At 72.7% G+C, this 25,365-nt stretch carries 22 protein-coding genes and 1 pseudogene; 18 read left to right on the plus strand and 5 right to left on the minus strand.

The window, feature by feature from the left end:
• Nucleotides 1-7 precede the first annotated feature (7 nt).
• Nucleotides 8-538: a YbjN domain-containing protein gene (locus AQJ64_RS29220; protein WP_055635545.1), complete on the plus strand. Its 531-nt coding sequence runs from the start codon at nt 8-10 to the stop codon at nt 536-538.
• An 89-nt stretch (nt 539-627) separates the two neighbouring features.
• Here the strand turns inward: AQJ64_RS29220 and AQJ64_RS51165 are convergent.
• The 4 genes and pseudogenes from AQJ64_RS51165 to AQJ64_RS51170 form a co-directional block, all read right to left on the minus strand.
• Nucleotides 628-753 (minus strand): annotated as a pseudogene (locus tag AQJ64_RS51165) (aminotransferase); the annotation flags it as partial.
• 161 nt (nt 754-914) lie between these two features.
• On the minus strand, nt 915-1,679 hold the full coding sequence (madM, locus tag AQJ64_RS29225; RefSeq protein ID WP_055635546.1) for a malonate transporter subunit MadM: 765 nt from the start codon (nt 1,677-1,679) through the stop codon (nt 915-917).
• A gap of 3 nt (nt 1,680-1,682) precedes the next feature.
• The gene (gene madL, locus AQJ64_RS29230) at nt 1,683-2,117 is read right to left on the minus strand and encodes a malonate transporter subunit MadL (protein WP_240512719.1); all 435 of its coding nucleotides are present in this window, start codon (nt 2,115-2,117) and stop codon (nt 1,683-1,685) included.
• An 84-nt stretch (nt 2,118-2,201) separates the two neighbouring features.
• A complete protein-coding gene (locus AQJ64_RS51170; RefSeq protein ID WP_055635547.1) occupies nt 2,202-5,123 on the minus strand; it encodes an AMP-binding protein in 2,922 nt (973 codons plus the stop codon).
• A gap of 132 nt (nt 5,124-5,255) precedes the next feature.
• On the opposite strand from AQJ64_RS51170, the gene AQJ64_RS29240 reads away from it, so the two are divergent.
• Entirely contained in the window at nt 5,256-5,933 is a 678-nt protein-coding gene (locus tag AQJ64_RS29240; protein WP_055635551.1) for a GntR family transcriptional regulator, read from the plus strand.
• 797 nt (nt 5,934-6,730) lie between these two features.
• Here the strand turns inward: AQJ64_RS29240 and AQJ64_RS29245 are convergent.
• The gene (locus tag AQJ64_RS29245) at nt 6,731-7,927 is read right to left on the minus strand and encodes a pyridoxal phosphate-dependent aminotransferase (protein ID WP_055635548.1); all 1,197 of its coding nucleotides are present in this window, start codon (nt 7,925-7,927) and stop codon (nt 6,731-6,733) included.
• Between the two features lie 141 nt (nt 7,928-8,068).
• Between AQJ64_RS29245 and AQJ64_RS29250 the strand changes: the two genes are divergently transcribed.
• From AQJ64_RS29250 to AQJ64_RS29325, 16 genes are all read left to right on the plus strand, one after another.
• A complete protein-coding gene (locus AQJ64_RS29250; RefSeq protein WP_059203138.1) occupies nt 8,069-8,470 on the plus strand; it encodes a hypothetical protein in 402 nt (133 codons plus the stop codon).
• 348 nt (nt 8,471-8,818) lie between these two features.
• Nucleotides 8,819-9,376: a DUF2617 family protein gene (locus AQJ64_RS29255; RefSeq protein ID WP_059203139.1), complete on the plus strand. Its 558-nt coding sequence runs from the start codon at nt 8,819-8,821 to the stop codon at nt 9,374-9,376.
• A gap of 68 nt (nt 9,377-9,444) precedes the next feature.
• Nucleotides 9,445-11,049, plus strand: a complete 1,605-nt coding sequence (locus tag AQJ64_RS29260) for a polyamine aminopropyltransferase (RefSeq protein WP_059203140.1) — start codon at nt 9,445-9,447, stop codon at nt 11,047-11,049.
• 70 nt (nt 11,050-11,119) lie between these two features.
• Nucleotides 11,120-12,703: an SRPBCC domain-containing protein gene (locus AQJ64_RS52480; protein ID WP_059203141.1), complete on the plus strand. Its 1,584-nt coding sequence runs from the start codon at nt 11,120-11,122 to the stop codon at nt 12,701-12,703.
• Between the two features lie 38 nt (nt 12,704-12,741).
• A complete protein-coding gene (locus AQJ64_RS29270) occupies nt 12,742-13,530 on the plus strand; it encodes an aldose epimerase family protein (RefSeq protein ID WP_055637162.1) in 789 nt (262 codons plus the stop codon).
• A gap of 10 nt (nt 13,531-13,540) precedes the next feature.
• Nucleotides 13,541-14,095: an orotate phosphoribosyltransferase gene (gene pyrE / locus AQJ64_RS29275; protein ID WP_055637161.1), complete on the plus strand. Its 555-nt coding sequence runs from the start codon at nt 13,541-13,543 to the stop codon at nt 14,093-14,095.
• 174 nt (nt 14,096-14,269) lie between these two features.
• The gene (gene fbaA / locus AQJ64_RS29280; protein ID WP_055637160.1) at nt 14,270-15,292 is read left to right on the plus strand and encodes a class II fructose-bisphosphate aldolase; all 1,023 of its coding nucleotides are present in this window, start codon (nt 14,270-14,272) and stop codon (nt 15,290-15,292) included.
• 60 nt (nt 15,293-15,352) lie between these two features.
• Complete coding sequence (locus tag AQJ64_RS29285; RefSeq protein ID WP_059203142.1) at nt 15,353-16,822, plus strand: MFS transporter; 1,470 nt, start codon at nt 15,353-15,355, stop codon at nt 16,820-16,822.
• A gap of 15 nt (nt 16,823-16,837) precedes the next feature.
• A complete protein-coding gene (locus AQJ64_RS29290; protein WP_055638910.1) occupies nt 16,838-17,251 on the plus strand; it encodes a DUF3151 domain-containing protein in 414 nt (137 codons plus the stop codon).
• A 179-nt stretch (nt 17,252-17,430) separates the two neighbouring features.
• Entirely contained in the window at nt 17,431-18,270 is an 840-nt protein-coding gene (locus AQJ64_RS29295) for a tryptophan 2,3-dioxygenase family protein (RefSeq protein ID WP_055638911.1), read from the plus strand.
• On the plus strand, nt 18,263-19,447 hold the full coding sequence (gene kynU, locus AQJ64_RS29300) for a kynureninase (RefSeq protein WP_055638912.1): 1,185 nt from the start codon (nt 18,263-18,265) through the stop codon (nt 19,445-19,447). The genes AQJ64_RS29295 and kynU overlap by 8 nt, the downstream gene beginning before the upstream one ends.
• Before the next feature lie 257 nt (nt 19,448-19,704).
• Entirely contained in the window at nt 19,705-20,589 is an 885-nt protein-coding gene (locus tag AQJ64_RS29305; protein WP_055638913.1) for an alpha/beta hydrolase, read from the plus strand.
• A 159-nt stretch (nt 20,590-20,748) separates the two neighbouring features.
• Complete coding sequence (locus AQJ64_RS29310) at nt 20,749-21,807, plus strand: alpha/beta hydrolase (protein ID WP_079062012.1); 1,059 nt, start codon at nt 20,749-20,751, stop codon at nt 21,805-21,807.
• On the plus strand, nt 21,800-23,059 hold the full coding sequence (locus AQJ64_RS29315) for an acyltransferase family protein (RefSeq protein ID WP_055636703.1): 1,260 nt from the start codon (nt 21,800-21,802) through the stop codon (nt 23,057-23,059). Before AQJ64_RS29310 ends, AQJ64_RS29315 begins: the two co-directional genes overlap by 8 nt.
• Nucleotides 23,060-23,080: 21 nt before the next feature.
• Nucleotides 23,081-24,583, plus strand: a complete 1,503-nt coding sequence (locus AQJ64_RS29320; RefSeq protein WP_079062013.1) for a sensor histidine kinase — start codon at nt 23,081-23,083, stop codon at nt 24,581-24,583.
• Nucleotides 24,580-25,314: a response regulator gene (locus AQJ64_RS29325; RefSeq protein ID WP_055636704.1), complete on the plus strand. Its 735-nt coding sequence runs from the start codon at nt 24,580-24,582 to the stop codon at nt 25,312-25,314. Before AQJ64_RS29320 ends, AQJ64_RS29325 begins: the two co-directional genes overlap by 4 nt.
• The last annotated feature ends 51 nt before the right edge of the window (nt 25,315-25,365 follow it).

The following is a 25,365-nucleotide window of genomic DNA, read 5'->3' on the forward strand; positions in this document are numbered from 1 at the left end:
AATTTCGGTGAGCATCGACCCGTCCTCGATTCCGAACTTCGGGGGCCAGCAGCCCGAGCCGCAGGGACCGGCGGGCCCCGTAGTCCCGGATCAGGACCTCGTGAAGCAGCTCCTCGACCAGATGGAGCTGAAGTACGTCGTCGACGACGAGGGTGACCTCGCGGCGCCGTGGGAGGAGTTTCGTACGTACTTCATGTTCCGCGGCGAGGGTGACCAGGCGGTCTACTCGGTGCGGACGTTCTACGACCGGCCCCACCAGATCGACGACAAGCAGCCGCTGCTGGAGGCGATCGACGACTGGAACCGGCGCACCCTGTGGCCCAAGGTCTACACGCACACCCACGACGACGGCACCGTCCGCCTCATCGGCGAGGCGCAGCTGCTGATCGGCGCCGGGGTGAACATCGAGCTGTTCGTCTCCTCCACGGTGAGCTGGGTGCGCGCGGCCATCGAGTTCGACAAGTGGCTGGTGGAGCAGCTGGGCCTGGAGAAGGACGTCGACGGCACGGACGGCGAGCCCGAGGAGGGCGACGAGTAGGTCCCGCGACCGGCCCGTCCGTCATGGCGGGGCCCCGTCCACAGGCTGTGGACGGGGCCCCGCCTGCCGTTTTTCAGCCCGTGAGCGCCTTCAGCCGGGTCACCGAAGACGGCGTCGGGGATCGCGACCACGCCCGCGCGCTCCGGCGGGGAGCGGCAGAAGGCGAAACCGTCGTTCTCGCCGAGGGGGCGGATGTCCGTGGTGACCGTCCAGGAGTGCCGACGCCATCGCCCCGTCCACTACGGGAACGAGTGTGTGGATGCCGTGTCGAGCACCGATGGAGGTGGGGTGGACCGATGCCCCGGAGCGGACCGATGCCTCGGAGCAAGCTCGGGCACCGACGTCGGCGCCCGGCTCACCCCACCGGCGATCGACCTCATCCACCGACGATCGCCCGCAGCACCACATAGAACAGCGACGGTCCGAGAAGGCAGCCGACGCCCGTGTAGAAGGTGGCTGTCATGGCCCCGTAGGGGACCAGGCGCTTGTCGGTCGCCGCGAGGCCGCCGGCCACGCCGGAGGTGGTCCCCAGCAGTCCGCCGAAGGCCATGGCGGACTTCGGATTGTTCAGGCCGATCAGCGGGGCGATGAGCGGTGTGCCCACCATGACCACCACGGACTTGACCAGACCGGCCGCCACCGACAGGGCGATCACGTCCGAGCTCGCGCCCACCGCCGTACCGGTCACCGGGCCGACGATGTAGGTGGCGGCGCCGGCCCCGATGGTCGCCAGGGATCTGGCGTCCGTGTAACCGAAGAGGGCCGCGACGACGGCCCCGACCACGAACGAGAGCAGGACGCCCAGCAGGATCGACAGCCCGCCGGACAGCCCGGCACGCCTGATCACCTTCAGGTCGACGCCGTAGGCGGTGGAGACGATCGCGAAGTCCCGGAGCATCGCGCCTCCCATCAGGCTCAGTCCGGAGAGCGCCGCGAAGTCGGCCAGGCCGTGCTGGCCGTCGGTCACGGTGCCGCCCCAGTAGGCAAGGACCAGGCCGAGGAGGATGGCGATGGCGGAGCCCTGCAGCCGACCGCGGGTCAGCTTCCTGGACAGCCACCCGCCGGCCAGCATCAGCGTGCCGACCACCGCGAAGGCCACGAGCAGGCCGTTGTCCGCCATGACGGAGGTGAACTGGTCCATGTCTCAGGCCTTCTGCTTCTCGTCCGAGGTCGGTGTCGTCAGTGGTTCCAGTGGCTCGCCCGGTTCGCCGATCCGCGCCATGGCGGGCACCACGGCGAACCCCAGTGCGGTGGCGCCGAGGCCCGCGAGGATCGCCATCGGGCCGCCGGTGACCGCCTTGACCACGTTCTGCGCGGAGGCCATGGCGACGACGATCGGTATGTACATCGCGCTCCAGAACAGCACGCCCTGCTCGGAGGCCTCGGGAAACTTGTCCCTCCGGCGGAGTTGGTGGGTGACCAGGATGAGCAGGATCATGGCGAAGCCGACTCCGCCGACATTGGCGTCGACGCCGAGGGCGGTGCCGAGCAGTTCACCGAGGAGTGTGCCGGCGAGCATGCACACCGCGAGTGCTGCGACTCCGTAGATGACCATCGTCTTCTCCACACTGAGAGACATCGGGGGACGGTTGAGAACGGGGCCTTGCGGGGTGGGACGGAGAGGGGGGCCGGCCGGGGAGACCGTCCACGGCCGGCCGGGAGATCAGGCGTCCTCGCCGGCGAACAGGTCGGCGTAGCGCTTGCGCAGTTCGGTCTTCTGCACCTTCCCCATCACATTGCGGGGCAGGGCGTCGACGACGCGCACCGCACGCGGGTGCTTGAACCGGGCGAGGTCCTTGGCGACGTGGTCCAGCAGTTCCGCCACCCGGGGCTGCTGGTCCGGGGCCGGTACGACGACGGCCACCACCGTCTCGCCGAAGTCCGGGTGGGGGACGCCGATCACGGCGGACTCCAGAACCGCGGGGTGGGCGTCGAGCAGTTCCTCGATCTCCTTGGGATAGATGTTGTAGCCCCCGGAGATCACCAGGTCCTTGCCCCGGCCGACGATGCACAGATGGCCGTCCTCGTCGACGCGGCCCAGGTCGCCGGTGATGAAGAAGCCGTCCTCGCGGAACTCCGCAGCGGTCTTCTCCGGCAACTGCCAGTAGCCGGTGAAGACGTTCGGGCCGCGGACCTCGATGCTGCCGACCTCGCCGTCGGGCAGCGGCCGGCCGGTCTCACCGTCCACCACCCGGATCTCGGTGCCGGGGAGCGGCCTGCCGACGGTGCCGGGCTTGCGCGGTCCGTCGGCGTAGGGGTTGGTGGTGTTCATGCCGGTCTCGGTCATCCCGTAGCGCTCCAGGATGGCGTGGCCGGTGCGTGCTTCGAAGGCTTGGTGGTCGCTCGCGAGCAGCGGAGCCGAGCCGGAGACGAACAGCCGCATCGAGGCGCAGACCTCGGGGGTGAGCCGGTCGTTCTTCAGCAGCCGGGTGTAGAAGGTGGGGACGCCCATGAGCACCGTGGCCCGGGGCAGCAGGCCGACGATCGTCTCGGCGTCGAACTTCGGCAGGTAGTACATGGAGGCGCCCGCCGTCAGCGTCATGTTCGCGGCGACGAAGAGCCCGTGGATGTGGAAGATCGGCAGGGCGTGGATCAGCCGGTCCTCTGCGGTGAACCGCCAGGCTTCCAGCAGGGCCCGGCAGTTGGAGGCGAGGTTGCCGTGGGAGAGCACCGCACCCTTGGAGCGCCCGGTGGTGCCGGAGGTGTAGAGGATCGCCGCCGGGTCGTCGGCCGATGCCTCGAAGACCTCCTCGTGCCGGCCGTCGCCGTCGAGGAGGGTGCCGTCGCCGGCGGTGCCCAGGGTCTCGACGACGAGCCCCTGCTCCGCGCGGTGCGCGTGCTCGGCCAGGCGGTCCGGAGAGCAGACCAGCACGCGGGGCTCGGCGTCGCCGATGAAGTACTCCATCTCGGCACCGGTGTAGGCGGTGTTGAGCGGCAGGAAGACGCCTCCGATCTGCAGGGTCGCCAGGTACAGCGCGATGGCCTCGGGAGACTTCTCCACCTGCATGGCGACCCGGTCACCGACGGTGACACCGTCGGCGACGAGACGCGCCGCGATCCGCCGCGCGGTCTCCGCGGTCTCGCGGTAGGTGATCCTCCGCCCGTCGGGCAGTTCGAAGAGCGCCTTGTCCGGCCGCCGCTCCACTTGCTCGGCGAAGGACCGGTGGATGGTCGTGAAGGGCGCCATCGGGGGTGTTCCTCTCTCGTCGTCCGATGTGGTGGACGCGTCCTGGGTGGGGGGAGCCGTCGGGGCATCCGGGAGGACGTCGCGCAGGGGCCGGCCCAGCGCCACGGTGCGGTGGCGGACGAAGTCCTCGTGCCGACGCTCCAACTGGCCCGGCTCGTAGCGGTAGTTGATCATCGCGCCGAAGGACTGGCGCCAGGCCTCCGGTGAGGGGTTCGCCGGCCAGTTCAGCCGCCAGGCGGTGGCCCCGTTCCCCAGGTGGAAGCGGGCGACGGGGTCGAGGGGGCGCCCGTCGTCGCGCCGCTCGACCGCGATGTACCGGGCCAGCGCGGGCAGAAGCCGGGGACGGATCCGCTCGATGTCCTCCGCGCTGAGGTCCGCCGGCTCCCCCGCGGCGTCCACCTGCCCAAGAAGCAGCCGCAGATCGGCGTCCTGCTCGGCCTGCTCGCCGAGCCAACGCCGAAAGCCCGGGATGGGCGAGAGCGTGACGAACTGCGCCAGGTGCGGCAGTTGCTCCCCCACCTGCTCGATGACCTGCTTGATGAGGAAGCTGCCGAAGGAGACGCCGACCAGGCCGTCCAGGGCGTTGTTGATCGAGTAGAGCGCTGCCGTGTCCGTCTCCGATGGGCTCAGCGCCGGGGCGGGCTCCAGCAGTGGGCCGATGCTGTCCGGCACACCGCGTACCAGAGCGACCTCCACGAAGATCAGTGGTATGTCCCCGGTGGCCGGGTGCAGGAAGGCGTAGACGCGGCGGTCCTCGGGCTGCAGACGACGGCGGAGCTCGGCCCTGCCCGCCATCGGGTGAACCTTCTCGTAGCGCAGCAGGTGTTCGTGCAGTACCGCCGGTGATTCCCAGGTGATCTCCTCCATGCGGAGGAAGCCACGGTTGAACCAGGAGGTGAGCAGATGATGGAAGTCGTGGTCGAGGACGCGCAGTTCCGGGTGACGGGGCGTCAGCCGACGCAGATCCGCGCGCATCCGGACCAGGTCGAGGGTGGCTCCGGATGCGTGGTTCATCCGGCGGAGCAGCTGCTGGCGGGCCGGCTCGACCACGTCGAAGAGCCGGACCAGCTCCTGTCCGCCCGCGGATCCGGAGTTCCTCGCGTGCTCCCAGCGACCGAAGGCGGCGCGGACCTGCTCGGCGTCGACGTCGTAGGCCGTGGTGACGTGGGTGAAGAAGGCGAGCCTGCCGGTGTCGTCGAGCGCGTCGTAGGCGGTCAGGGCCCGGGCGGCGACCGCCCGCATCGAGGCTTCGCCCACGTCGCTCATCAGGACTTCGCAGGCGGCGAGCAGTTGGTCCAGCGGGGTGTCGTGGCCTGGTGCGGTCGCGGCGTCCCCGCCGCGCCGTCGTCCGAGCGCCTGGAAAAGCTCGGTCAGCAGCCAACCGTCATGACGTCCCATCCCGCTCCTGCCCCACGCGTCTGGTTGCGGCCGGATTTCATATCTATGAAGCGGCATGTTGTATATAACAGCCCCCATGTGGGATGCGCCAGGCCTTGGGCGGGATGGATAATGCGGGCACTGGAGGTGTCCATGGTTCGAGTCCCGGAATCACAGCGCGTGCGGGACGCGCTCGAGAATGCGGTCATCGACGGCCGCTACCGACCCGGTGAACGCCTGGATCCGATCCAGCTCGAACAGGAGTTCGGGTGCTCTCGTACGCCGATCCGGGAGGCCCTCCAGGCGCTGGAGCGCTCCGGGCTGGTGCAGATCCGTCCCAAACGCGGCACCTATGTCACCGAGTTGAGCATCTCCGAGCTGGCCGAACGCTTCGAGGTCATGGCCGAGCTCGAAGGAATGGCGGCACGGCTCGCCGCCCGTCGCATCGAGCGGGAGTCGCTGGACGAGCTCGAACAGGCCCTACGGGAATGCGAGAAGCACGCCACGGCCGGCGACGCCGACAGCTACTACTACGCCAACGCGTGGTTCCACGGCATCGTCTACGACTCCTGCGGCAACGAGTACCTGCGGCACCAGGCCCATGCGCTCAAGCGAGCCCTGCAACCGTACCGTCGGCTGCAACTGCGCGTGCCGGACCGCATGCGGCGATCACTGGCCGAGCACCGTGAGATCGCCGACGCCATCGCCGGCGGCGACGCCGAGACCGCGGAGAACGCCGCCCGCGACCACGTGCTCGTCCAGGTCAAGGAGTTCAGCCAGCTGGTGCGGACTTGGAGACAACTGACGGGGCCGACACGCGGCACCGGGTGAAACGGGATGCGCCGGCACGGCGTGCTGCCCGGGCCGACCCCTGCCCCGATCATGGAACGCCGGCTGACCGGCCGCGCGCCCTCCGGCTCGGCCCGGGCCGCAGCCGCCCGTCATGCCCCCCTCGGACGACGCATCCCGCCGGTCGGTCGGGGCGTCGACGACCGTGGCACGGTTGCGCGCACTCACCGAGTGGGCGGGGCACGACGGCCGCCCCGTGACGGCGACGGGACGGCCGCGGATGGCGGATGCCCGCGATGGCCGATCCGGTGCTCTTCGACGTCGACCCCTCCGACGCCGGACCCGAGCTGCTCGCGGACATGCCGCCGGAGCCCGCGGAGCCCATGGGCGGCGCGGGAGCGTGCCGACGCCTGTGAGGAGCCGGCCGCCGGGCCGGTCGGCTCATCCGTCTCACCGAGCTCGGCACCCGGGCCGTACGACGGCTGTTGCTCGCTGTCGGCAGGAAAGCGCCGCTGGTCGGTGATCCGGCCCAGGCGCCGGCGGCCGGTCTGCCGGATCACGTCCCGCGGCGAGCGAGAAGCCGCACTGCGGCTCCGGGGACAGCGGCTCTCGCCGCACCGGCGCGTGCGGCGCCGGGGCGCCAGTGACATGACCGACGCCCAGCGGCCGCCGGTGCCGGCTGGGAATCCGCTCCAGCGCGTGCAGGCTCCGACCAGCGGCGCCGCCCAGTGCCCGCAGGCGGGGAGGGCGGGACGGGCGACGGCACGGAGCCGGAAAACGGACGGAGCCGGAAAACGAGCGCAACTCGGCCGAGCGGCGGGGACCGGCGCGGCGCGCGTTCAGGACGCCAGGCGCCGCAGGCGGCCCGCGGCCTCGTCGAGAACGTCGTCCCTCTTGCAGAAGGCGAAGCGGACCTGGCTGCGGCCGGCGTCGGGGTCGTCGTAGAAGACGGAGTTGGGGATGGCGACGACGCCGCAGCGTTCGGGGAGGGCGCGGCAGAAGGCGTAGGCGTCCTTCTCGCCGAAGGGCGTGATGTCGGTGGTGATGAAGTACGTGCCCTGGGGCTGGTAGACCACGAACCCGGCCGCGCGCAGGCCGTCGCCGAGCAGGTCGCGCTTGCGACGGAGGTCGGCGCGGAAGCCGTCGAAGTACGAGTCCGGCAGCCGCAGCGCCTCGGCGATCGCGTACTGGAACGGGCCCGCGCTGACGTAGGTCAGGAACTGCTTGACCGTCCGGACGGCGCTCACGAGTTCCCGGGCGCCGGTCACCCAGCCGACCTTCCAGCCCGTGAAGGAGAAGGTCTTGCCGGCGGAGCCGATCGTCACCGTGCGCTCGCGCATCCCGGGCAGGGTGGCCAGCGGGATGTGTTCCGCCTCGTCGAACACCAGGTGCTCGTACACCTCGTCCGTGACGACCAGCAGATCCCGCTCCACCGCCAGCTCGGCGATCGCGGTCAGCTCCTCGCGGGTGAGGACCGTGCCGGTCGGGTTGTGCGGAGTGTTGATCAGCAGCAGCCGGGTGCGGTCCGTGACCGCGTCGCGCAGCTCGTCCAGGTCCAGGCGGAACCGGGCCTGCCCGGGGTCCGGGCGCAGGGTGACCGGCACGCGCGAGGCGCCCGCCATGGCGATGCAGGCGGCGTAGGAGTCGTAGTACGGCTCCAGGGCCACCACCTCGTCGCCCGGCTCCAGCAGGGCCAGCAGGGTGGCCGCGATGGCCTCCGTGGCGCCCGCGGTGACCAGGACCTCGGTGTCGGGGTCGCAGGACAGTCCGTAGCGGCGGGCCTGGTGCAGGGCGATCGCCGTGCGCAGCTCGGGAACGCCCGGACCCGGCGGGTACTGGTTGCCGCGCCCGTCCCGCAGCGCCCGCACCGCCGCCTCCCGGACCTCCTCGGGGCCGTCCTGGTCGGGGAAGCCCTGCCCGAGGTTGATGGACCCGGTCGCCACCGCCAGGGCGGACATCTCGGCGAAGATCGTCGTCCCGAAGTCGGCGAGACGGCGGTTGAGGAAGGGGCGTGAACTGGAGGTCATGCCGGTCATCCTGCGCCGAAGCTCTGGAGTTCCTCAAGTGTGCTTTGGCAGGTGAGACGGGCGGGCATCCCCCGTTCACGCAAGCGCTCGGGCGCTGCGCGAGGCGCCCACGGGGGGCCGCTTCGGGGGATTCGGAAGGAGGGTGACGCCATGATCGTGGGCATCATCCTGGCGGTGATCGCAGTGCTCTTCGTGGCGGTGCTCGTCGGCAACGCCCGCCGCAGGAGCCACAGGCACCCCTACGGCCGTCCGGTGCGGTCGTACGGCGGCTCGGCGAGCCGCGGCCACTCCGGCAGCAGGTCCAGCGGCTCGGGCAGCGGCGCCGACACGGCCGCCGCGAGCTGGTGGGTGTTCGGCAGCGACAGCGGCTCGTCGTCCGGCGGCCACTCGGGCCACCACGGCCACTCGGGCCACCACGGCCATTCGGGTGACTCCGGCGGCCACTCGGGCCACTCCTGCGGTGGCGGTTCGTCGTGCGGCGGCGGGTCGTCCTGCGGCGGGGGCGGCGGCGGGTGCGGCGGAGGAGGCGGCGGATGCGGCGGAGGCAGCTGACACGGGGCAGCTGAGCTCCCCGAGGGGGAGCCGCATCCGGACCGCGGGGCCCGCCCCTGACCAGGGCGCCCCGCGGTCGCACCATGTCTCGGGGGCGTGCGCCGGGCCTGTCCGGCGCACGCTGTGGTTGAACAATTGAGCTGTGGAGCCCCCTGAGGGATGGAAACCCCACGAAGTTGGGTAAAAACGCTGTGGCGTCGCCACCGTTCATGATTCCCTCTACATCACCAACGCAGCCCCTCGGCCCCCTACGGACATTCCGTGAGGACGTCGCTCCCGGACCGGGCCGGCCGGGGCCGGGGTGCGTCACCCGCGCCCTCCCTCCTTGCGTCTTCGCGGAGCCGATCCATGCTCACGACCCTGAACACCTCCTACACCGACACGCGCGCGGCCGATCTCGCCTGGGCCCTGGGGCGTGAACCGCTGCCCGCCCTCGCCACGCTCGACCTCGAACTGTCGGGCGCCAAGCTCCAGTTGAGACTGCTGGGCGCCTCGCACCAGGTGCTGCTGGAGGAGGATCAGGGCTGTTGTTCGGAAACGGTGGCCTGTATCCCCGGCAGCAGCACCCCGCTCCCGCTGGGGGTGGCCAAACGCGTGGGCGACTGGGAGTACGAATTCGCCGCGCGCGTCGAGGTGCTGACGCCCGGCCAGTTCGCCGGCCGCGCCCAGGAACTCCTCGCCCTGGTCGCCGACCACCCCAACGGCCTGGCCGGTGTCTTCCCGGGCAGCCCGCACGCGTTCACCGCCCTCCTCGCCCAGCGCCACGAAGGCCACGTCCACTGGCGCACCTGGCACGCGTACCCGCAGGACGGGCAGCTGGTGGCGACACGAACGAGGGTCGGGGTGCGGGCGGGCGCCGGACAGGACAGCCCGTCGGGGAGCCTCAGGAGTCCGGCCGGGACGTGAGGTTTGAGGCCCAACTTCCACACGTGTGGGTGACATTGCGTCCCCGGCCCGTGACGTAACGTCGCACCGTGATCGAACCGCACGCACCGGCCCCGCCCGGCGCCCCACCGCCCTGGCGCGGCCCCGCGCGGCTGCCCGTCCGGCCGGACGTCGGGCGGTTCCTGGTCCTCGCGTGCGTGTTCGTCTGCGCGGCCTGCGGTCTCGTCTACGAACTGGAACTCGTCGCCCTCGCCTCCTACCTGATGGGCGACTCGGTCACCCAGGCCTCCGTGGTGCTGTCCGTGATGGTCTTCGCGATGGGCATCGGCTCCCTCGCGGCCAAACGGCTGCGCCGGTTCGCCGCGGCCGGCTTCGGCGCCCTGGAGGTGGCCCTCGCGCTGGTCGGCGGATGCAGCGCCATGGTGCTGTACGCGGTGTTCGCCTGGACGGGCGACTGGGGCGGTCTGTGGGCCGACGGCCCGCGCATCCTCCTGGTCGCCTTCTCCCTCGGCATCGGCCTGCTCATCGGCGCCGAGGTCCCCCTCCTCATGGAGCTCATCCAGCGCGTCCGCCGCCAGGACGCGGGCGGCGCCGTCGCCGACCTGTTCGCCGCGGACTACGTCGGCGGGCTCGTCGGCGGCCTCGCCTTCCCCTTCCTGCTGCTGCCGTTCTGCGGCCAGCTGACCAGCTCCCTGCTGACCGGCGCGGTCAACGTCGTCGCCGGGGGCGCCCTGGTCCTCGGCCTGTTCCGCCGTGACCTCGGCCGCCGCGCCCGCTGGCTGCTGCCGGTCGCCGGCGTCACCGTGATCGTCGTCCTCGGCTCCGCCGCCGTCCTCGTCGACGACTTCGAGCGGGCCGCGCGCCAGGCGGTCTACGGCGGCGACGTACGGGTCGCCCTGCGGACCGGCGTCCAGGAGGTCGTCCTGACCGGCGGCCGCCACGGCCGCCCCCTCGACCTCTACCTCGACGGCCGGCTCCGCGTCGGCGGCGACGAACGCCGCTACCACGAGGCCCTCGTCCACCCCGCGATGTACGGCCGCCACGCGCGCGTGCTCGTCCTCGGCGGCGGTGACGGCCTGGCCGCCCGTGAGGCCCTCACCCACCCCGGTGTGCTCCGCGTCGACGTCGTCGAACTCGACGCCGGCCTGGTCGGCCTCGCCCGCACCGACCCCGCCCTCTCCCGCCTCAACGCCCATGTCTACGACGACCCCCGCGTCCATGTCGTCACGGCCGACGCCTTCCACTGGCTGCGCGGGGCGCCCCCGGCGGCGTACGACGTCGTGCTCGCGGACCTGCCCGCCCCCGATGTCACCGCCAGCAGCAAGCTGTACTCCCAGGAGTTCTACGGCCTCGCCCGGCGCGCCCTCGCCCCCGGCGGGCGGCTCGCCGTGCACGCCGGGCCGCTCACCGGACGGCACCGGGCGTTCTGGACGGTGGAGGCGACCCTGCGGGCGGCCGGACTGCACACCGTGCCCTACCGCGTCGACGTCCGCGCCCCCGGCCGGCACGAGCGTGGCCCCGACGACTGGGGTTTCGTCCTGGCCGCCCCCGGCAGCCGCCCCTCCCTGCGCCTCGACCCCGACGAGCGGCTGCGCACCCTCACCCAGGCGGGCCTCCTGGCGGACGCGCGGGCGGCGCAGCGCACGCGCGTGGCGGGGGTGCCGCCCTCGACGCTGGTGCATCCGCGGTACTGACGGCCAATCGCTGTTTCGCCGGGTGCGCACCGGCGACCGCTGGGTAGGCTCCGGCCCTATGGAGCAAGAGGTGTTCGTTCCCGTTCCCGCCGAGCGGCTGAGGGCGGCCCTCGCCGACCCCGCCCAGGTGGCCCGCGCGGTGCCCGGCCTCCAGCAGGACGCCGGTACCGAGCCCGTCGCCGGCCGGCTGAAGATCCGGATCGGCGGCCACACCATCACCTACCGGGGGACCGTACGGCTCTCCGCGCGCGAGGACGGGGCGTACGCCGTGGAGGGCGACGCCACCGAGGCCCGCGGCGGCGGCGCAGTGAAACTCACGCTCCTGCTGCGGCTCCAGCAGACCGACGCCGGCACGACCCTCCGCATCGAGGGCACGGCGACGGCGGACGGCCGGGTGGCCGAGCTGCCCGGGGAACAGGTGCGGAGTGCGGTCGCCCGCCTGCTCAACCGGTTCGCGGAGAACCTGGGAGCAGGGGCCGCGGCGGGGGCGGCCGAGGAGGCCGTGGGGGATGAGCCGGAGGGGAAGGCCGTAGGGGAGAAGCCGGAGGGGGAGGCCGTAGAGGAGAAGCCGGAGGGGGAGGCCGTACCGGAGCAGCCGGAGGGGCCGGCAGGGCTGGAGGGGCCGGCAGGGCCGGAGGGGCTGGTGGAGCTGGAGGGGCCGGAGGGGCTGGTGGAGCCGGAGGGGCCGGCAGGGCTGGAGGGGCTGGTGGAGCCGGAGGGGCTGGAGGGGTTGGAGGGGCTGGTGGAGCCGGAGGGGCTGGAGGGGCTGGAAGGGCTGGAAGGGCTGGAAAAGTCCGAGCAGCCGGAAGGGGCCGAGGAGCCCGAAGAGCCCGCGGGGCCCACCGTGTCCGCCGAGGGGCCGGCGGCCGCGTTCGAGAACGAGCGCCTCGACGACCTCGCCGAGCCGGACGAGCCCGCCGAGTCCGCCTCGCCTGCCGAGCCCGCTGAGCCCGCCGAGTCCGCCTCACCTGCCGAGCCCGCTGAACCCGCCGAGCCCGCCGAGCCCGCCGAGTCCGCTGAACCCGCCGAGTCCGCTGAACCCGCCGGGTCCGCCGAGCCTGCCGAGCCCGCCGAGTCCGCCTCGCCTGCCGAGCCCGCCGAGCCCGCCGGGTCCGCCGGGTCCGCCGGGTCCGCTGAACCCGCCGGGTCCGCCGAGCCTGCCGAGCCCGCCGAGTCCGCCTCGCCTGCCGAGCCCGCTGAGCCTGCCGAGCCTGCCGAGCCCGCCTCGCCTGCCGAGCCCGCTGAGCCCGCTGAGCCCGCCGGGTCCGCCGAGCCTGCCGAGCCCGCCGGGTCCGCTGAACCCGCCGGGTCAGCTGAGCCCGCCGAGCCCGCCGAGCCCGCCGAATCCGCCGAGTCCGCTGAAGCTGCCGGGTCCGCCGAGCCCCTCGAATCCGCTGAACCCCTCGAATCCGCCGACGCCGCTGAACCCCTCGACTCCGCCCAGCCTCCCGCCGAGGCCGCGCATGCGCGTCGCACGATGATCGGGCGGAGTGCGGAGGAGGTCGACCACGCCCCGCCGCGCGGGCGGTACGCGCCGGTTCCCGCGCCGCAGACGATCGCCCCGAACAGCGCCCTGCGCTGGGCGGCCCCCGCCGCCGCGCTGGTCGTGGCGTCGGCGATCGTCGTGGGGCGGGCGCTGCGCCGCCGCCGGTAGCGGAACCGCCCTCTTGATCGGCCCAGTAGGGTCGTCCCGTGAGTGACGAAGACATCACGCTGACCGCGGGCGACGCGGAGGTGACCGTGCAGCCGGGCAACGGCGGCCGGGTCGGTGGACTGCGCGTCGACGGGCTTCAGCTGCTGCGGCAGGGGGAGCGGTTCGGCTGCTTCCCGATGGTCCCCTGGTGCGGGCGGATCCGCGACGGCCGGTTCCTCGACGGCGCGACCGTCCGCCAGATGCCGCTGAACGCCGCGCCGCACGCCATCCACGGCACCGCCCGCGACGGCGCCTGGAAGGTCGCGCGGGTCACGGCCGACGAGGCCGTCCTGACGTACGACCTGGTGGAGCCCTGGCCCCACCCCGGCCGGATCACCCAGATCGTCCGGCTGACCGGGGAGTCCCTGACCCTCACCATGGGCGTGGAGACGCACGGCTCGTCCTTCCCGGCGCAGATCGGCTGGCACCCCTGGTTCAACCGCACCCTGGGCGGCCCGGACGTCCAGGTCGCCTTCGAGCCCGCCTGGCAGGAGGAGCGCGGCGAGGACCACCTGCCGACCGGCAACCGCGTCGAGCCGAAGCCCGGTCCCTGGGACGACTGCTTCGGGATGCCCGGCGGGGTCGACGTCACCCTGACCTGGCCGGGGCAGGTCGCGGTGCGGGTGACCAGCCCGGAGAAGTGGGTCGTCGTCTACGACGAGCAGGAGGCGGCCGTGTGCGTGGAGCCGCAGACCGGGCCGCCGAACGGGCTGAACACCCTCCCGCGGCTGGTCACGCTCCTGGAGCCGCTGGAGGCCACGACCACCTGGTCCTGGACCCGCCTCTAAGCTGTTCGGCATGACGGACGTGGATGTACGCGGCGCGCTGCTGCAGCAGATCAAGGACAAGGCCGTGGTGCACGGCAAGGTGACCCTGTCGTCGGGTCTGGAGGCGGACTACTACGTCGACCTCCGCCGTGTCACCCTGGACGGCGAGGCCGCCCCGCTGGTCGGGCAGGTGCTGCTCGACCTCACCGAAGACCTGGAGTTCGACGCCGTCGGCGGGCTCACCATGGGCGCCGACCCGGTCGCCGCGAGCATGCTGCACGCGGCCGCCGCGCGCGGGCGCAGGCTGGACGCCTTCGTCGTACGGAAGGCGGCCAAGGCGCACGGCCTCCAGCGGCGCGTCGAGGGCCCCGAGATCAAGGGCCGCCGGGTCCTGGTCGTCGAGGACACCTCCACCACCGGCGGCTCGCCGCTGGCGGCCGTGGAGGCCGTGCGCGAGGCGGGCGCCGAGGTCGTCGCCGTCGCGACGATCGTGGACCGGGCGACCGGAGCCGACGAGAAGATCCGCGAGGGCGCGGGCGTGCCGTATCTGTTCGCCTTCTCGAAGGATGAACTGGGTCTGGACTGACCAGCCCTTTTGACCTGGACTTGGCCGGGGCGCGGACCAGGCATGGACCTTCCGCGCATCTCTGGAAAGATGGGGACGACGATGACGTCGCACCCAAGGTCTAGGTCAGGGCCGTAGCACTACGCGTACGCGTGTACGCACATCGCCAACCCGCAGATACCAAGGAGCGGACAGATGCCCATCGCAACCCCCGAGGTCTACAACGAGATGCTCGACCGGGCGAAGGCAGGCAAGTTCGCCTACCCGGCCATCAACGTGACCTCGACCCAGACCCTGCACGCGGCGCTGCGCGGCTTCGCCGAGGCGGAGAGCGACGGCATCGTCCAGATCTCCACGGGTGGCGCCGAGTTCCTGGGCGGCCAGTACAGCAAGGAGATGGTGACGGGCTCCGTGGCCCTCGCCGAGTTCGCGCACATCGTCGCCGAGAAGTACCCGGTCACCGTGGCCCTGCACACCGACCACTGCCCGAAGGACAAGCTCGACGGGTACGTACGTCCGCTGCTCGCGGTCTCCGAGGAGCGCGTGAAGGCCGGCCGCAACCCGCTGTTCCAGTCGCACATGTGGGACGGCTCCGCCGAGACCCTTGCCGACAACCTCGCGATCGCGCAGGAGCTGCTGGCCCGCGCCGCCGCCGCGAAGATCATCCTCGAGGTGGAGATCACCCCGACCGGTGGCGAGGAGGACGGTGTCTCCCACGAGATCAACGACTCGCTGTACACCACGGTCGAGGACGCGATCCGCACGGTCGAGGCGCTGGGCCTGGGCGAGAAGGGCCGCTACCTGCTGGCCGCGTCCTTCGGCAACGTCCACGGCGTGTACAAGCCGGGCAACGTCGTCCTCCGTCCCGAGCTGCTGAAGGAGCTGAACGAGGGCGTCGCCGCCAAGTTCGGCAAGCAGTCCCCGTTCGACTTCGTCTTCCACGGCGGCTCCGGCTCCACCGAGCAGGAGATCGCGACCGCGCTGGAGAACGGCGTCGTCAAGATGAACATCGACACCGACACCCAGTACGCCTTCACGCGTCCGGTCGCCGCCCACATGTTCAAGAACTACGACGGCGTCCTCAAGGTCGACGGCGAGGTCGGCTCCAAGTCGACCTACGACCCGCGCACCTGGGGCAAGCTGGCCGAGGCGAGCATGGCCGCGCGCGTCGTCGAGGCCACGCAGAACCTGCGGTCGGCGGGCCAGAAGATCAAGTAAACCCCCGCTTTCGCAGCGAGCCCGGTACGTCGGTACCGGGCTCGCGGTATACCTGGGGGCATGCCCGAAGTCCGGATGTCGTCCCCCCAGGGCAAGTGGATCCTGTTCACCACGGTGCTCGGCTCCAGCATGGCCCTGCTGGACTCGACCGTCGTCAATGTGGCCCTGCCCCGGATCGGGGAGGACCTGGACGCCGACCTCGCCGCGCTCCAGTGGACCGTCAACGCGTACATGCTGACCCTGGCCGGTCTGATCCTGCTGGGCGGCTCCCTGGGGGACCGCTACGGGCGCCGGAAGGTGTTCGTCGTCGGGGTGGTGTGGTTCGCCACCGCCTCACTGCTGTGCGGGCTCGCGCCGAGCGCGGGCGTGCTGATCGCCGCGCGGGCGTTGCAGGGTGTCGGGGGCGCGCTCCTCACGCCGGGCTCCCTGGCGCTGATCCAGGCGTCCTTCCACCCCGACGACCGGGGGCGGGCCGTGGGCCTGTGGTCGGGGTTCGGGGGCATCGGGGCGGCCGTGGGGCCCTTCCTGGGCGGCTGGCTGGTGGACGGGCCGGGCTGGCGGTGGGTGTTCCTGCTGAACGTGCCGTTGGCCGTGGTGTGCGTGCCGGTGGCGCTGCGGCACGTACCCGAGTCGAGTGCGGGAGGGCGGGCGCACGGCCGCTTCGACGTCCTGGGGGCCGTCCTGGGCGCGCTGGCCCTCGGGCTGGTGACCTACGCCCTCATCGAGGCGGGCGAGGGGTCCTGGGCCGTCGTCCTCACCGCGGTGGCCGGGGTGGCCGCCGGGGTGGCGTTCGTCCAGGTCGAGCGGCGCCGGCCCGACCCGATGATGCCGCTCGGTATCTTCGCGTCCCGCCAGTTCACCGCCGTCAACCTGGTCACCCTGTGTGTGTACGCGGCGCTCGGCGGTTTCTTCTTCCTCTCCGTGGTGCAGTTCCAGGTCGTCGCCGGGTACTCCGCGCTCGGCGCCGGTACGGCCCTGCTGCCCGCGACCGTGCTGATGCTGCTGTTCTCGGCGAGGTCCGGCGAACTGGCCAACCACATCGGCCCGCGCATCCCCCTCACGGTCGGCCCGCTGGTGTGCGCCACGGGCATGCTGCTGATGCTGCGGGTCGGAAAGGACGCCTCGTACCCCGCCGACGTGCTGCCCGCCGTCCTGGTGGTCGGCCTCGGCCTGGTCACCCTGGTCGCCCCGCTGACCGCGACCGTCCTGGCCTCGGTGGACGTGAGCCGGGCCGGGCTGGCCAGCGGGATCAACAACGCGGCGGCCCGCGCGGCGGGGCTCGTCTCCGTGGCCGCGCTGCCGCTGCTGACCGGGATGGGCCCGGACGCGTACCGTTCGCCGGACGCCTTCGACGACGCGTTCCGGCGGGCGATGGTGTGGTGCGCCGGGGCGCTGGTGGTGGGTGCCGTGATCGCCTTCACGACGGTACGGCGGCCCGCCCCGGACTGCACCCGGCCGGAGTGCCTCACCCACGGCAGCGTGACGGCACCGCCCCTGGAGGGGCGGCGGGCCCGGGGTCGGCTGCGGTAGGTCCACACTGGACCCATGTCGATTCACGAAAACCTCCTCGGGGGCCCGCCCCCGACCCATCTCCCCGACGACCCGGAGCCCCGCGACCTCCTGGCGAACGGCACCGCGCCCGCCGATGTCGCCGCGAAGTACCCGACGTCCTCGCTGGCCTGGGCCCAGCTCGCGGACGACGCCTTCGAGCGCGGCGGTGTGGTGGAGTCGTACGCGTACGCCCGTACGGGGTACCACCGTGGCCTGGACGCCCTGCGCCGGAGCGGCTGGAAGGGCCATGGCCCGGTTCCCTGGGAGCACGAGCAGAACCGCGGCTTCCTGCGTGCCCTGCACGCCCTCGCCCGCGCCGCGCAGGCGATCGGCGAGCAGGAGGAGTACGAGCGCTGCTCGCAGTTCCTGAAGGACTCCTCCCCGACGGCGGCCCGGATCCTGGGATAGCGGTTCGGTCCCGTCACGTCCTGTTGCGTCCTGTCACGTCCTGTTGCGTGGGCCCGTCCGTGATCCGGGCGGGCCTTGCGGGATCCGCTCCTGATGCGGAAGATGCGGGTGGGGACCGGGGCCCCCGTGTCGGCATCGGCAGGGGCGGACCGCTACCCGGAGTACAGCAGGAGACAGCGATGTCCCATGAGGCTCAGGAATCACAGGAGCCCGAGACCCCGCATCTCGACTTCAACGGCACCACGCCGTACGAGGACTACGTCAGGGCAGACGTTCTCACCCACCTCCAGCACACCCTCTCCGACGATCCCGGAGAGATGGTCTTCCTGGTCACGACCCAGGTCATGGAGCTGTGGTTCACGGTCATCGTCCACGAGTGGGAGACGGCGGCCCGGGCGCTGCGCGCGGACGACGTGCAGGTCGCGATCGACGCGCTGAAGCGTTCCGTACGGGAGCTGGAGGCGCTGAACGCCTCCTGGCGGCCGCTCGCCCAGCTCACCCCCGCCCAGTTCAACTCCTACCGGGGCGCCCTCGGCGAGGGCTCCGGCTTCCAGTCGGCGATGTACCGGCGGATGGAGTTCCTGCTCGCCGAGAAGTCCGCGTCCATGCTGGTTCCGCACCGCGGCGCGCCCCGCGTCCACGCCGAGCTGGAGAAGGCGCTGCACGAGCCCAGCCTCTACGACGAGGTGCTGCGGCTGCTGGCCCGCCGGGGCCACCCCGTCCCGGAGGCCGTCCTGACGCGTGACGTCTCGCAGCGCTACGAGCCCTCCGCCGAGGTCGAGGCCGTGTGGACGGCCCTGTACGCCGGTGACGGCTCCGACGAACTCGCCCGTCTCGGCGAGGCGTTGACGGATGTCGCCGAGCTGGTGTGGCGCTGGCGCAACGACCATCTGGTCGCCACCCGGCGGGCGATGGGCGCCAAGGCGGGCACCGGCGGCTCGGCCGGCGTGGCCTGGCTGGAGAAGCGCGCCCAGAAGAACGTCTTCCCGGAGCTGTGGACGGCGAGGTCGTATGTCTGACCTCGCACTCAAGGCACGGGAGCTGGACTCCGGTGACCAACTGGCTGACAAGCGCGCCGAGTTCGTCCTCGACGAGGTGGTCTATCTCGACGGCAACTCGCTCGGCGCCCTGCCCGCCGCCGTCCCCGGACGCGTCGAGGACGTGGTCCGCCGGCAGTGGGGCGAGCTGCGCATCCGCTCCTGGGACGAGAGCGGCTGGTGGACCGCGCCCGAGCGGATCGGCGACCGGATCGCCCCGCTGGTGGGTGCCGCGGCCGGGCAGATCGTGGTGGGCGACTCGACCAGTGTCAACGTCTTCAAGGCACTGGTGGGCGCGGTGCGGATCGCGGGGGAGGGGCGGGACGAGATCCTCGTCGACGCGACCACCTTCCCCACGGACGGTTACCTCGCCGGGTCGGCGGCCCGGATGACCGGCCGTACGCTGCGGCCGGTCCTCCCGGCGCAGGTGCCGGACGCGCTGTCGGACCGTACGGCGGCCGTCCTGCTCAACCACGTCGACTACCGCACCGGCCGGCTGCACGACCTGCCCTCGCTCACCGCCGCCGTGCGCGCGGCGGGCGCGGTCTCCGTCTGGGACCTGTGCCACAGCGCGGGTGCCCTGCCCGTCGGCCTCGACGAGCACGGCGTGGACCTCGCGGTCGGCTGCACCTACAAGTACCTGAACGGCGGCCCCGGTTCACCGGCATACCTGTATGTGCGCGGCGGACTCCAGGACCGCTTCGACTCCCCGCTGCCCGGCTGGAACTCGCACGCCGAGCCGTTCGGGATGCGCGGCGACTACGAACCGGCGACGGGCGCGGTGCGCGGCCGGGTCGGCACGCCTGACATCCTGTCAATGCTCGCTCTCGAAGCGGCACTTGACGTCTGGGAAGGTGTTTCGATCGAGGCGGTCAGGGCCAAGTCCCTTTCCCTGACCGACTTCTTCCTGGAGTGCGTCGCGGAGTACGTCCCCGAGGGGCGCGTCGAGTCGCTCACTCCGGCGCGTCACGAGGAGCGCGGCAGTCAGGTGGCGCTGCGCTGCTCGGACGCCGGCGAGGTCATGCGGCAGTTGGTCGAGCGCGGGGTGGTCGGTGACTTCCGCCGTCCTGACGTGCTGCGATTCGGGTTCACCCCGCTGTACGTCGGCTTCGCGGACGTCGAGCGGGCGGCCCGGGTGCTGGGGGAGATCCTGGGCTGACGGTCCTCGAACCCACGTACCGACCACCGGTGTTCTGAGTGAAGCCGGTGGTCGGCTGCGTATGGGGGTGGGGTGCGCGACGGGTACGGAGGTGGGCGCGAGGCGGTGGGTACAGAACCGTTTACCCTCACCGAGCGTGACATCCGCGTGTCCGCGCACGTCACGGGCCTGATACCGTCCCGGCCAACGGCCGAATTTCTCACCTGGTCCGCCACCCCGTACCGTCCAAAACCGTTTCGTCGCTGAGAGGTTGGAGCATGCCGGACGACGCCGTCGCTGCCCGGGCCGTTGCCGAGGAGAAGTCGGCCTTCTCGCATCCGCCCGTCGACCCCGACGCCACCGCCGCGTACGGCGACCACCCCGACCAGGTGATCGACTTCTACGCCCCGAAGGCACAGGCCGGTCCGGGCGGCTCCGTGCCCCTGGTCGTGGTGCTGCACGGGGGTGCGTGGCGGGCGCCGTACGACCGGCGGCACATCACGCCGTTCGCCGACTACCTGGCGCGCCGCGGGTTCGCCGTGGCCAACGTGGAGTACCGGCGGGGCGCGGAGGGGGCGGCCGGCGGCGGCACGCCCCCGGTCGCGGGCCGTTGGCCCGACACCTTCGACGACGTCGCCGCGGCCCTCGACGCGCTCCCCGCGCTCGCCCGACAGGCGCTGCCGCAGGCCGATGCCCGCCGGACCGTGCTCACCGGCCACTCCGCGGGCGGCCACCTCGCGCTGTGGGCCGCGGCCCGGCACGTCCTGCCCGCCGACGCCGCCTGGCGCACCGCCGGACCCACCGCGCTGCGGGGGGTCGTCGCGCTCGCCCCGATCGCGGACTTCACGGTCGCCGAGAAGCTGGATGTGTGCGGGGGTGCCGCCCGGCAACTCCTGGGCGGCGAGGAGCTGTTCACCGACCGCCTCCCCTACGCCGACCCGGCCCTCCTGCTGCCGACCGGTATCGCGACGACCCTCGTCCAGGGCCGCACGGACCTGGTCGTGCCCCAGCCGGTCGCCGAGGCGTACGCCGACGCGGCGGCCAAGGCGGGCGAGGTGGTGGGGCTGACCCTGCTGGAGGACGTGGGCCACTTCCCGCTGATCGATCCGGTGGCGGACGCCTGTGCGGTGGTGGCGGAGGAGATCGCGCAACTGGCGTGGTGAGCCGCCCTGGTGGGGCCCACCTGTCGTACCCGTAGTACCTGAGAGCTACGTCGCAGGACAGCTCCTCAGCGGGACGCGGACGACGAGCGGTGATCCGTAACTTCCAAGCCTGGAAGGCCCGAAGACGGGCGAACCGGCGCGGAGGGGCGGGCATCGGGCATGCGCGGGAGGGGGCGACGGAGTGCTGAGCGTGCACGGCGGAGCGAGGACGGAGCGGGGCGGGGCGAAGGGGGAGCGGGGCGGGGCCGTGAGGAGGGGGTGGGGCGCGGTCGGCGCCGGCTGAGGCTGCTGCTGGCCGTCCTGGTCACCGCCGCCGTGGTCGTGCCGCTCACCGCGGCGGCCCGGCCCGGTATCCCCGCGCCCGCTCCGGCGCACCTCGCCCCGCTGACGGCGGCGACGCTCGACGAGGCCTACGCCGCGAACCGGGCCAACGCCGCCCTGGCGTCACGGACGGCCGCGGCCCACGGCGACAGCCACCGCGCGGCGGCCGACCGGGAGATGGCCGCCCCCTCGCGCAGGCTGCTCGCCTTCGACGGCCGGGGTGAGGGCCGGGCCACGGAGGTGTTCGGGGATCTCGCCCACGCCGACCGGGTCGCGGTCCTGATACCGGGCTCCGACACCTCGCTGGACACCTACGGCCGCTTCCGCGCGGGCGCCTCGGCACTGTACGAGCGGCTCGCCCACGAGCACGGCGGCAGCCGTACGGCGGTGGTGGCCTGGCTCGGCTACACCACCCCGGCCACGGTCAGCACGACGGTGCTCACCCCGACCCGTGCCGAGGAAGCCGCCCCGCGGCTCGGGGAGTTCCTGCGCGAGCTGCGCGCCGTCACCGGTCCGGGCGCCCAGGTCTCCCTCCTGTGTCACTCGTACGGCTCGGTCGTGTGCGGCCGCTCCGCCGCCCGCCTGGACGTGGACGACATCGTCCTGCTCGGCAGCCCCGGCACCGGCGCGGACACGGCGGCCGGCCTCCACACCCGGGCGCGGGTCTGGGCGGCCCGCGGCGCCGACGACTGGGTGGCGAACGTCCCGCACGTCAGGGCCGACCTGTTCGGCACCACGGTCGGCTTCGGCACCGACCCGGTCTCCCCGGCCTTCGGCGCCCGTGTCTTCGGCGCAGGCGACGGCGGCCACAGCGACTACTTCTCCCCGGGCTCGGTCTCCCTGGCCAACCTCGCCCGGATCGTGCTCGGCGAGACGACGGAGGTGACCCGTGTCTGACATCCACGTGGCCTCGGGCATACGGCGTGCTGCTGCCCGGATCCACGACGGCACACCCCCGCACCGCGACCGTGCCGTCGACGCCCTGCGGGCGCTGGCCATCCTCGGTGTGGTCCTCGGCCACTGGCTGGTGACCGCCCTCGTCGCCGACGGCGACACCCTGCGCGCGGCGAGCCCGCTCGGCACCATGCCCTGGCTGGCGCCCGTCTCCTGGGCGTTCCAGACGCTCGCGGTGTTCTTCATGGTGGGCGGCCATGTCGCGACCCGGGGCCTCGCCTCGGCCCACGCACACGGAACGGCCTACGGCACCTGGCTGCGGGCGCGGCTGTCCCGGCTGTTCCTGCCGGTCACGGCCGTCCTGGCGGTGTGGGCGGTGGCCACGGCGGGCCTGCTGCTGGGCGGCGCCTCCTTCGTCACCGTGCACACCGTGGTGAAGCTGGCGCTGTCCCCGCTGTGGTTCCTGCTGGTGTTCGCCGCGCTGACGGCCGCGACCCCGCTGCTGGCCCGGCTCAGCCCGCTGTGGCCGCTCGCGGTCGTCCTCCATGTGGACCTGGTGCGGTTCGGCCTGGGCGGCCCGTCCTGGCTCGGCTGGGTGAACCTGGCGGCGGGCTGGCTGGTGCCGTACACCCTGGGCGCGGCCTGGTCCCGGGGTGAGCTGGAGCGGCCGCGCGCGGGCTGGACCCTGCTCCTCGGGGGTGCCGTGGCGACTGCGGTCCTGGTGGCCTTCGCCGGCTACCCGGCGTCGATGGTGGGCGTGCCCGGCGCGGCGGTCTCCAACCTCAACCCGCCGACCCTGGCCGCCGTCACCTTCGGCCTCGCCCAGTGCGGACTGGCCCTGCTGCTGCGGGACCGACTGCGCCGCGCCCTGCGGCGGCCGGTGGCCTGGGCGGCGGTGGCGCTGGTCAACCTCTCCGCGATGACGGTGTTCCTGTGGCACCAGACGGCGATGATGGCGACCACCGCGACGAGCCTCCTGGCCGGCCGCCTCCCCGGTCTGCACACCCGGCCCGACGGGCTGGACTGGGTCGTGGCCCGGCTGCTGTGGCTGCCGGTGTTCGCCCTGGTGCTGGGGGTGTGCTGGGCGGCGTTCCACGGTTTCGAGTCCGCGAGGGGACGGCCCGCGAGGGGACGGCCCGCGGCCGGACGGCGAGGGCGTGCCCGCGGGCGGGGACCCGGCCGGGTGCGGACCCGCGTGGTGCGGGTCGGAGGGCTGCCGGAGCCTTCGGGCGTGCGCGAAGCCCACCGTGTCTAGGGTGGTGCGGACGAACGGGGGGTGGAGAGGGTGCTGACCAGGGTGCAGAAGTGGGGGATCCGCGGCCTGCGGACGCTGCGCGACGACCTGTGGACGGCCCGGGCGGACCCCCTTCCGCCCTCCGTCTGGCTGCGCTGGCTGCCGCACGGGCTGGTCTGGCTGGTCGCGTTCGGCACCACGGTCGCCAACTTCGACCAGATGATCGACCGTTACCAGCTCGGTGTGCAGTACGGCACGGTGTGCGCGCTGGTGCAGGGAGCGGCGGTGGTGCTGGCGCTGTGGCGGCCGGTACCGGCGTGGTGGCTGTCCCTGGCGGTCACGGTGGTGGCCGCGGTGGGCGCCCGGGCCGAGGCGCTCGCGGATCTCCAGTTCGACACCCGTCAATGGCCGTTGGGCACGCCCCGCCCGGCCACGGTCACGGACTTCCCCGGCTGGCCCTGGGGCCCGCCCGGTCTGGTCGCGCACTGCCTGGTGATGTTGCTGCTCGCACTGCGGCTGCCCACCCGGGTCGCCGTCGAGGTGCTGGCCCTGACGGCCCTCGCCACCTACCTGGTCCAAGGGGTGCTGGGCGGCGCGAGCTACACCCCGACCGGCGTGCTCGCGGTGATCCTCTTCGCCGCCGTCGTCCTCGTCGGCACCGCACTGCGCGGCCGCCGCGTGGCCCGCACCCAGCTCGTCGAACAGGCCGGCATCACCGCCGAGGAACGCGCCCGCCGCACCCTCCTGGAGGAGCGCAACCGCATCGCGCGCGAGCTGCACGACGTGGTCGCCCACCACATGTCGGTCATCTCCATCCAGGCCCAGGTGGCCCCGCACCTGGTGGAGAACCCGTCCGAGGAACTCAGGGAGAACCTCGCCGGCATCCGGCAGAACGCGCTGGAGGCGCTCACCGAACTGCGCCGGGTGCTCGGTGTGCTGCGCTCGGAGAACCCCGAGGACCCCTACGGCCTCGGCGCGGCCGGCACCGGCAGCGCCCCGGACACCCCGCAGCCCACACTCGACCGCCTCGACGCCCTCCTGGAGAACACCCGGGCGGCCGGGCTGGACGTCGCGGCCACCGTCGAGGGCGAGCCGCCCGCCTACTCGCCGGGCGTGCAGCTGTCGGCGTACCGGATAGTCCAGGAGGCGCTGAGCAACGCCCTGCGGCACGCGCCGGGCTCCCAGGTCCGGGTACAGGTCGTCCACCAGGCCCGGGGCCTGTCCCTGGAGGTCACCAACGGCCGCCCGAGCGGCCCCGTCCGGCCCTCGCCGGGCGCCGGGCACGGACTGCTCGGCATGCGGGAGCGGGCGGCGATGCTCGGCGGCCATGTCGTGGCCCATCCGACCCTGCACGGCGGCTTCTCGGTCGTGGCGTTCCTCCCGAGGGACGGCGTCGCGCGCCCCGATCCGGACCCCGGGACCCCGGAGGACCTGGAACTCGTCTTCCCCGACGACCTGTCCCGGACAGGAGAATCCCGGACAGGCGAGTCCCGGACAGGCGAGTCCCCGACAGGAGAATCCCCGAAAGGAGAACAGGAACGATGACGAGCGGCGGCACCATCCGCGTACTGATCGCCGACGACCAGCAGATGGTCCGGCAGGGCTTCACCGTGCTGCTCAACGCCCACCCCGGCATCGAGGTGATCGGGCAGGCGGTGCACGGTCTGGACGCCGTCGCCAAGGTCGCCGAACTCGTCCCGGACGTCGTCCTGATGGACATCCGGATGCCCGAGCTGGGCGGTATCGATGCCACCCGGCACATCACCCTCGCGCACCCCGCCGTCAAGGTGCTGGTGCTCACCACCTTCGACCTCGACGAGTACGTGTACGAGGCACTGTGCGCCGGGGCGTCCGGCTTCCTGCTGAAGGACGCCTCGGCGGAGCAGCTCGCGGAGGCCGTCCGGGTCGTGGCGGCCGGTGACGCCCTGCTCGCCCCCGGCGTCACCCGCAAGCTGATCGCCGAGTTCTCCCGGCTGAACGGCACCCCGAGACCCCCGCAGAAGGAGCGCGTCGGCGATCTCACCGAACGCGAGACGGAGGTGCTCGCCCTGATCGCGCAGGGCCTGTCCAACGCGGAGATCGCCCGTGAACTCGTCGTCGCCGAGCAGACCGTGAAGACGCACGTGGGCCGCATCCTGGTGAAACTGGGCCTGCGGGACCGCACCCAGGCCGCGGTGTTCGCGTACGAGTCGGGACTGGTGCGGCCCTCCGGGTACGGAAACGGGAGCCCCTCGGGGAGTCCCTGGGGGAGTCCCGGGCGGACCCGTAGTACTTGAGAGGGATCCGCCGGAACCCCTCTCCATGGTGACGACCGCGCCCCCTCTGCC

The sequence above is a fragment of the Streptomyces griseoruber genome (assembly GCF_001514205.1).
Lineage (GTDB): Bacteria > Actinomycetota > Actinomycetes > Streptomycetales > Streptomycetaceae > Streptomyces > Streptomyces griseoruber.

What these genes read in the sequence shown, in the direction of transcription:
- madM (WP_055635546.1), bottom strand. Translation starts at nt 1,679, where the DNA reads ATGGACCAGTTCACCTCCGTCATGGCGGACAACGGCCTGCTCGTGGCC.
- madL (WP_240512719.1), bottom strand. Translation starts at nt 2,117, where the DNA reads ATGTCTCTCAGTGTGGAGAAGACGATGGTCATCTACGGAGTCGCAGCA.
- AQJ64_RS51170 (WP_055635547.1), bottom strand. Translation starts at nt 5,123, where the DNA reads ATGGGACGTCATGACGGTTGGCTGCTGACCGAGCTTTTCCAGGCGCTC.
- AQJ64_RS29240 (WP_055635551.1), top strand. Translation starts at nt 5,256, where the DNA reads ATGGTTCGAGTCCCGGAATCACAGCGCGTGCGGGACGCGCTCGAGAAT.
- AQJ64_RS29245 (WP_055635548.1), bottom strand. Translation starts at nt 7,927, where the DNA reads ATGACCGGCATGACCTCCAGTTCACGCCCCTTCCTCAACCGCCGTCTC.
- AQJ64_RS29250 (WP_059203138.1), top strand. Translation starts at nt 8,069, where the DNA reads ATGATCGTGGGCATCATCCTGGCGGTGATCGCAGTGCTCTTCGTGGCG.
- AQJ64_RS29255 (WP_059203139.1), top strand. Translation starts at nt 8,819, where the DNA reads ATGCTCACGACCCTGAACACCTCCTACACCGACACGCGCGCGGCCGAT.
- pyrE (WP_055637161.1), top strand. Translation starts at nt 13,541, where the DNA reads ATGACGGACGTGGATGTACGCGGCGCGCTGCTGCAGCAGATCAAGGAC.
- fbaA (WP_055637160.1), top strand. Translation starts at nt 14,270, where the DNA reads ATGCCCATCGCAACCCCCGAGGTCTACAACGAGATGCTCGACCGGGCG.
- AQJ64_RS29285 (WP_059203142.1), top strand. Translation starts at nt 15,353, where the DNA reads ATGCCCGAAGTCCGGATGTCGTCCCCCCAGGGCAAGTGGATCCTGTTC.
- AQJ64_RS29290 (WP_055638910.1), top strand. Translation starts at nt 16,838, where the DNA reads ATGTCGATTCACGAAAACCTCCTCGGGGGCCCGCCCCCGACCCATCTC.
- AQJ64_RS29295 (WP_055638911.1), top strand. Translation starts at nt 17,431, where the DNA reads ATGTCCCATGAGGCTCAGGAATCACAGGAGCCCGAGACCCCGCATCTC.
- kynU (WP_055638912.1), top strand. Translation starts at nt 18,263, where the DNA reads ATGTCTGACCTCGCACTCAAGGCACGGGAGCTGGACTCCGGTGACCAA.
- AQJ64_RS29305 (WP_055638913.1), top strand. Translation starts at nt 19,705, where the DNA reads ATGCCGGACGACGCCGTCGCTGCCCGGGCCGTTGCCGAGGAGAAGTCG.
- AQJ64_RS29310 (WP_079062012.1), top strand. Translation starts at nt 20,749, where the DNA reads ATGCGCGGGAGGGGGCGACGGAGTGCTGAGCGTGCACGGCGGAGCGAG.
- AQJ64_RS29325 (WP_055636704.1), top strand. Translation starts at nt 24,580, where the DNA reads ATGACGAGCGGCGGCACCATCCGCGTACTGATCGCCGACGACCAGCAG.